The organism is Corynebacterium sp. HMSC076G08, assembly GCF_001811515.1.
GTDB lineage: Bacteria > Actinomycetota > Actinomycetes > Mycobacteriales > Mycobacteriaceae > Corynebacterium > Corynebacterium hiratae.
The window spans coordinates 347-6707 of the sequence record NZ_KV805049.1; the positions used below are offsets into that span (position 1 = coordinate 347).

The following is a 6361-nucleotide window of genomic DNA, read 5'->3' on the forward strand; positions in this document are numbered from 1 at the left end:
CCCCCGACGTGTCTACTTTCCGGGGGTCAGGCCCGTGTGGCGCTCGCAGAGTCAGAGGACGCACCCGTGGTTTCGCTCCTGTATTCAGCCGTTGCCCCGTTCGCCGCGGCCTACGCTCCCGCCCCAGGGCAGCCCGAATCGCCCTCCACATGGATGACGGCGGGCCTAGTTCTTTCTCTGATGGTCACCTTCGGTGCCGCCTTTTCGTTCCTAGCTGGCGTTTCGCGGATCGGGTGGGCGCGGGCGACAAGCAGGCGCCGGCAGGGCGGACCAGTGATCATTGGTTCCTCGGAGGAGGCGAGCAGTATCGTTCGCTCGATCTATGAGGAAAACAATCAGCTGCCGGTGCATATTTTTGAAAGTGGCAATCCCGTGGCGAAAGGCACGCTTGGTCTCGGGTTGAAGCAGAGCCTTGAAAGTGACCGACTGGTGGAGAAGACGGTCCAGCGTGCTTCCATTGTTGTGGTGGCGGCCGAAAATGATATCGAGACGGCGCGGCTCAGTTCCGAGGTGCAAAAGGTGCGAGGCATCGAACGTAGCGATGACGTGTCGATCTTCCAGCTTCTTCAATCCCCCGAGCTGGCAACTTCCGCGCGTTTTACGCACATTGCTAAGCAACGCCCAGTGGGAGCCTTCCACCCCGCCGACCTCACGGTACGCGCGGTGACCGATACCGCGCTTCGCCTCCTGAGCCGTTTGCATGCAAGCACGGTGGAGGTGAAGCAGTGCGGACAAGGGATACAAAAGCGGCAGCTCGACGCGTGGATCAACAGTTACAACCGCTTCGCCGGCGAATTGCAAGTAGTACAGCTCAGTGAACCAGGGCTCACGAACTTGGCAGACGTGGTGATTCTCGTCGGGGATCCGGTGCACGTGGCGGCGCAGATCCCCTCTTACAATGGGCGCAAAGCCATTGTTGCGGTAACGGATCGGACACTGCAAAGCCTGGTCTGGGACGAAAACGACACATCCACCGCCCTGGAGATAGTGGACCCTCAAGAGGTGGGCTTGAGTTTCGAGGCGATCTGCGGCTCCACCTTCTCCGTGTGGGGCTGGGCATTCGATATCGCGTATCAGTCGCTTTACGGCCCGCCGGATCCGAGCAGGGAGCCATCCCGCGACGAGGTGTTAAAAGCCCAGCAGTCTTCCGAGGCAGCAGCCCGGTTCATGGTTGAAAATCTGCGTAATCATGGTTTTGAGCTGGTCAAAGACGCCTATGGATGGGTGGATTCGCTCTCTGAGGAAGAGGTCTGGTCAATGGCTGAGGCCGAACACAACGACTGGATGCTCACCCGCACGTGGGTCGACGCAAGCGGTGCGAAGCGTCGGGCGTCCTATGACTACGAGGTAGAGCCCCCTGCGAAGAAAGGCACGCACATGCCTTTCAAGGATTTGGACCAGACCACGCAGGATTACAACCGCAGGATTGTAGATGACGTGTATCCAGCGCTGGTCGGGATGTTTGGTTACGGCATCGCTAGGAGCTCGTAGGCCTCGGCGAATTCCGAATCGGGCACCGGCCACACTTCTCCATCCACCCCGCGAACGACCCAGTCTCCCGCCCGTATCGAAGCCTCGCCCTCCAAGGTAGGAATCAGCGCGTTTTCCACCGCGCGAACGGCTTGCACGCGCCCGGTTTTCTGGTAGGTGTGCGGTGCAACCTCTGTGTAGGTTTTGGCGAAAATGTCGGCGGCGACGGTCCAGGTTCGGGTGCCATCAGTGAGCTCCCAGTCCCCCGCCTTGCCGCGAAGTCGGCTGCCGTAGGCGGTTGCCCACTCCGTTACGCGCTCCAGCTGCCGGGCTCGAACCTTCCGGATGGGCCGATACCACGCTGCGCGCGCAAATCGACGGTCCAGGCTGGCTGAAGACCACGTTTCCATATGAATGATAGTAGTGGAAGGGATGAGGGGTGTCGATAAGCAAAGGCCTCATGCTGGGGCCCGAACATTAAGCGTGACCACCGGTTGTCACCGCTCTTTGAAAAGTAGCCCAAAACGCTTCTAGAAAAGTAGCGCATCCGGGAAAACTAGATGGGTGAAGTCCCCGCAACAACCTCCGCTTTGCGGTCACATCAGGCACGATAGCCAACGACCGCTCTGGGCTACTTTTCAAAGAGCACCAGTGGGCTACAATTTGAAGAGCGCGCACACCGATAAAGGAGCTGACTGTGCTGATCATTCCCGTTTTTGTGTCGTCGACGTTTCGGGACTTCCAGACTGAGCGAGACATTCTGACGGGTCGGGTGCAAGACCGTCTCAATGAGACGCTCCGCCAGTACGGGGCACGAATGCAGTTTATTGATTTGCGCTGGGGCGTGGACACGGGCGAGATGGAGCCTGAGGAGGCGCAGCGCAAAGTGCTGGATGTGTGCCTGGATGAGGTAACCCGTGCAAACCCTCATTTTCTCGGCCTCATCGGAAGCCGTTACGGGTGGGTCTCGCAAGATACGACTTTGTTGGAGTGGACAGCCGGACGCGCGGGCTTGGATCCTGAACGCGCTCGCGATTGTTCGATCACGGAACTTGAATTTGCCATGGCTGGGTTGTGGGGCACGGATGCGACAACCTCGCCGTTCGTTCTTGTTCGCGACATTGAGGGCCAGACACCGATCGGGTGGCAGGATGCGGACCCGGCGAGGATTTCCGCGTTCAGACAACAGGTGCTTTCGCGCTGGGGCGAGACCGGTAAGGTACGCAGCTACTCCGTCCAGGTCGCGCCGAATGGCCACTGGTCGGAGGTGGGGAAGCAGCAGTTTGAGGACTTGGCAGTCGAACTTTTCGAAAACACCTTGGTCGACCAGGCGCGAAGCACCGCGCCCGCGGGGCCATCCGAGGAGGTGCTTTTCCGCGGAGCGCGCACACGCCTGTTTGGAAGAGACTGGGCATTGCAATTTCTGCAGGCGATGCAACAAACCCGCTTACCTGTCGTTGTCCTGGGCGGGCCGGGCACCGGCAAATCCACCCTGCTCTTGGCATTCGAGCAGCTTCTGATCGATTCGGGGTCAACCCCCGTCACAGTTATCCTTGGACTTGATGATCGGGTGTGGACCGGCGATGAGCTCGCGTTCGAGATCTCCCAGCAGTTAGGTAAGCGAGTGGGCTTATCGCTTTTCGATACCGGCCGCGGTGACCCAGACACCTGGCGGCAGCGCTGGCGCGACACAATGCAAGGCGCCCTGGCCGATCGATCAGATTTGGTATTCATCGTCGATGGTTTGGACCACCTGGTTGACTCCGTCGCCGGTTTCTGGCCGTTGGAGTGGCTCATGCAGCGGGTCCCAATGTCAGTCTCCACGCGTTCTGAAGCGCACGGTCAGTTGCTGAAGGAGCACAACTTCCAGAGGGTCGTGCTAGATTCCGTACCATCGCCCGACGTGCGCGAGATGCTGGAGGACTGGGAGCGTCAGACGCGTCGCGAAATCGGCGGAGCTGCCCGAGCCCTCATCGCATCGAAGGACCGCACTCCCCTCTGGGTAGAACTAGCGCTAGATGAGCTGCTGGACATTGACAGCGATGACTTTGCATCCATTGCAACGGAGGAGGATCAGGCTGGCGCGATCGTTCGAATGCTTGGGGACAGAGCCTGGCTTATCCCGGACGACATGCCCGACGCAGTGTACCACTTTTTGGAAACTTCAATTGACTCTACCGACCGCGTTATGGCCAAGGCCGCAGTCGGCATGTTGGGCGCTGCCCGGATAGGAAGTTCGCAGGAGCAAGTTGCGCATGCGCTGCGCATCAGCGGTTTTGAGTTCAATGTTGAGTACTGCGTGGCTCGCCTATTCCGGTCACTCGGCGGGCAGTTGGTTCCCAGCGGGCCCGAGGGTCGTATGCGCTTTAGGCACCAGATTTTCGACGATGCCGCCGCGAGCTTCAGTTCCGATCTCACCCATTTCGCGTTGATGCGCACCTACGAGCCGGAATTGCACATGGCAATCGAAACGACGCCGAAGTGGGCGGCGGTCGAATCGGTGCAGTTCGCCGCAGTTGAGGCGCAGTGGAAGGTCCTGCGAAGGATTGCCGGGGCCTTCCTCTACCACCTCTTCCACTGCCCGCCTTCTCAAGTTCCGGAAGATGCGATGAGCTTGCCGCTGGCGTTCGATAGCCTCCCGCAAACCACGGAGCAGGAGGTGGCAGCGGTCACCTCTTTGCTACACTTGCCGTACGCGATGGACCATCTAAGAGCGCTGCGCTATTTGGACACCTCGCTTGAAGCGATCCGCACGCTCGTCGCAGCAGCGTTGCAAACGCCAGATCCACGCGTCAAGGCGGAGGTGGCAAACATTTGCGCATTCGCCCTGGAGAATTATGTGACGCGCGGGCACCGTGTTGACACAATGTGGGTTGATTTGCACTGCAAAACGTTGACGCTGCTGTCCGGTTTTGCAAGCGATCCTTTAGAAGCGCAACGGTACTTGCACGCCGTACAAGACGTGGTCACCCCGCTGCTCGAGGCTAGCCCCAACGATCGCCGAATCCTGACACGCCTCGCTGCTGCGCAGCGACAAATGGCACTCCTCTTTGCCCAGGACGGGCAGTTCGAGAATGCCGAAACCTTGCTAGAGAGCTGCCTAGGCTTGCTGCTGCGGACGGCGGAGGCAGCAGACCCGGAGACTTTAGAGGAGGGCGCTAAGACTTGGATCCAGCTAGCGGGCGTGCTGAGGAAGCTAGGTAAGGACGGCTACGCCCTCACAAGCCTGGAGCAAGCGCGGGAATGGGCTCGGTCGCTGCGCCGTGACGGAGACGGCCCCTCCATTGCCCACGCCCTCGTAGCCCAAGCCATGGAACTCCAGGCCGAGGTGTGGAAGCAATTCCTCCCAGCACCAGCGATGAGCCTGCTACAACTAGCGGCCGAGGAATTCACGTACGCCGCGCAGCGAGTGCCCTTCGGAACACGATTCATCGCCGACGCAATGCGCAACGCTATGTCGCTCGCCGCGCTTCACATCGCAAGGGACGAGGAGACGGAGGCGTATCGAGCGCTCCTTCACCCAACGAAGGCGGTAATCCCGCTCCTTTCGGAAGCCGACGCAGAGAGCTGGTACGGGCTGGCTAGGGCAGTTGAGATGATCGACCGCATTGGCCGGGAGGCTTCCTCTACGGATGTTCGCCAGTGGTACACCGGTTACATGCGGGCGAACGTACCCCTGATGCTCGCCCAGGCGCCCACCGACCAGCCCCCAACCGAGGCGATTGCGATCGCGCTGCTAGCCCATGACGCCCTCGGACATATCCTCCGACAAGCGAAGTACGCCGAGGAGGTGCAGAGAACCCAGCAGGCGCTTACCGAAGTGGTTGGCCACCTCGAGCGCCTTCACCGCGAGTAGGGCGCCGGAGACCGGATTTATGCTCTTGTGCTTACGACACGATGGCTCAAAACTCGCCGCGCTCGCCCCGCTGGCAGCGCTGGCTGGGTGCGCCACTCAGCGACCGGCGAGGATAGGGCATGCGGTGCTTGCGCCGTCGAGCCCGGCCACGACGGTGACGTCCACGCTCAAGGAAACTACGGCGCCCGTGGAGACGACGTCGACAGGCATGCTCGTGCCGGAACCACTCGCGGGTGCGGTGCGGCAGCCTTCGAGTGTTACGCCCGCGCCAGTGCAACAAGAGGACGAAGCTGTCATCGGATACTCAGAAGCACCGGACCAAAAGAAACCTCAGGTGATGGAGAAACAGATTGCTTCATGCGGTGGTCCGGGCATCCACGAAACGGGCACCACCTTCTTTACTGCCGGTAGGTCCGAGTGAACGGCGAACTGCGCAGCGCAGATAATGTAGTCAGCAAAGAAGCGGCACCCTTGGTTCGTCGATAAGGGCCTGACCCCCGGAAAGTAGACACGTCGGGGGTTAGCTATGCTGCTTGCGGGCAACCCCAGCATCGTCAGGATCATAAACAGGCACACCGTGAGTAGCGAGTAGATCATTGATTGGTTTCATGGGTATCAGTCTTTCCTTAGTGGTGGACGCGCATGCGCAGTCACTAGAGAATATTTTCTATAAGTGCTTTATTAAACAGGATGCTGCATCGGTCGTCGTGTGCACGCTGACCCCAATCTGAGTGTTCCCGATACTGCCCAGGAGCAGCGAGCCCATATGACTACTTGTTCAAGCCGGTTAGAATCCAAGCACTACCCGGATTATCCAGAGAAAAACTGAGAGCAACTGTCGTTGACTCCATGATTAAAGAAGACGGACTTGATGGAGAACACAGATCGAGAGCCTCTCGAGAGAACTTCACCCATTGTTCGCTGTCGCCCTTTCCTCTAAGAAAGAGGAAGTTTTCTTGATCGGAGAAGCCGTGTTCTGGAACAGGGGGATCATCAGCCATAAGTGTTTCTTTGACTGTTTGATACGGAGTGTAT

At 59.4% G+C, this 6361-nt stretch carries 4 protein-coding genes; 2 read left to right on the forward strand and 2 right to left on the reverse strand.

Going from position 1 to position 6361, the window contains the following annotated elements; genetic code table 11:
• Positions 1 to 273 precede the first annotated feature (273 nt).
• A complete protein-coding gene (locus HMPREF2806_RS07105; protein WP_158013212.1) occupies positions 274 to 1491 on the forward strand; it encodes a hypothetical protein in 1218 nt (405 codons plus the stop codon).
• Here the strand turns inward: HMPREF2806_RS07105 and HMPREF2806_RS07110 are convergent.
• The gene (locus HMPREF2806_RS07110) at positions 1467 to 1880 is read right to left on the reverse strand and encodes a hypothetical protein (RefSeq protein WP_070516986.1); all 414 of its coding nucleotides are present in this window, start codon (positions 1878 to 1880) and stop codon (positions 1467 to 1469) included. The genes HMPREF2806_RS07105 and HMPREF2806_RS07110 overlap by 25 nt on opposite strands.
• A gap of 287 nt (positions 1881 to 2167) precedes the next feature.
• Here HMPREF2806_RS07110 and HMPREF2806_RS07115 point away from each other — a divergent pair, with 287 nt between their 5' ends.
• Positions 2168 to 5326, forward strand: a complete 3159-nt coding sequence (locus HMPREF2806_RS07115; protein WP_070516988.1) for a DUF4062 domain-containing protein — start codon at positions 2168 to 2170, stop codon at positions 5324 to 5326.
• 770 nt (positions 5327 to 6096) lie between these two features.
• On the opposite strand, the gene HMPREF2806_RS13480 is transcribed toward HMPREF2806_RS07115, so the two are convergent.
• Positions 6097 to 6361, reverse strand: a 265-nt coding sequence (locus HMPREF2806_RS13480) for a hypothetical protein (protein WP_232745337.1), incomplete at its 5' end; no start/stop codon positions are given.